The sequence below is a fragment of the Vibrio sp. 378 genome (assembly GCF_033339435.1).
On record NZ_JAWOUO010000145.1, the window covers coordinates 1 to 1,082 of the forward strand.

Annotated in this window: 1 protein-coding gene; it reads left to right on the top strand. The window is 47.3% G+C overall.

Going from position 1 to position 1,082, the window contains the following annotated elements; genetic code table 11:
* Positions 1–834 (top strand): hydrogen peroxide-inducible genes activator (locus tag R7Q48_RS24725; RefSeq protein ID WP_318132753.1); only part of this gene is annotated, 834 nt, incomplete at its 5' end.
* Between the last annotated feature and the right edge of the window lie 248 nt (positions 835–1,082).

Here is a 1,082-nt window from a genome sequence, read left to right on the forward strand (position 1 = left end):
CGTAAAGCAGCAGATTTGTGTCATGTTCGCCAATCAACGTTGAGCACAGGCGTCAGTGAACTGGAGCGTCAGCTAGGCATTAAGATTTTTGAGCGGGACAATAAAAAAGTGCTCGTCACGCCACTTGGTCGTGAAGTTTTGGACAAAGCCAGCAACATCATGCTTCAACTGGAAGACATGGCACACCTCGACCACAGTTGCGGCGAACCTTTTTGCTTTCCGTTGTCCATAGGCATGATCCCGACCATTGCACCTTATCTTCTGCCAAAGTTGTTACTCACCTTAAAAGAGCAGTACCCCAACGCGAAAATAGACATCGTCGAAGAACAGTCGCATGTCCTTGTCGACATGGTTCACAGCGGTGAGATTGACGCGGCCGTGCTGGCCATCCCCTACCCTTGTGACGGCTTGTTAACGTTAGAGTTTTGGCAAGAAGACTTTTACTGGGTCGCGCTCGATGGGCAAATGCACACAGACAAAAGCAGCATTACGTCCGAAGAACTACAAGAAACCAACCTCATGCTGCTTAAAGAAGGCCACTGCCTCAAAGATCATATTTTGGATGCCTGCCGCCTCTCTGAACAAACCTCCAATCAGGAATACCGTGCCACCAGCCTAAACACGTTAATTCAAATGGTAATGAGTGGAATGGGCACAACCTTGATCCCGGAAATGGCACTGGAACAGCTCGTCACGCACTACCCAGTATTATCAGCTGTGCATTTAAACGAGCCCGGCCCCCACCGCAGAATAGCCCTCGCGTTTCGCCCAAACTATGTGGACGTTTCCAGTCTCGAAGCGCTTTCCCGTATCGCGAAGCAATCTCTCAAATAATCTCGAAATCAAAATCGTTTAAACCCAGCAGCGCGCCGTTACCTCGGTGTGCTTTGTGGGCGTTGGTATTTGCTATAGACAACGCCTTCCATTCAGTAATCAAAATTTCCGAACGTTACATTCATTTTTATCATTTTTACAAATCAGAACATCTATCCAATACTTTTTTTAGTTGTTTGCTGACGGCTTATAAAAAGTCGTGAAACCAGATGGAATGAGAGGAAGCTAGCATGACGCACATCGATATC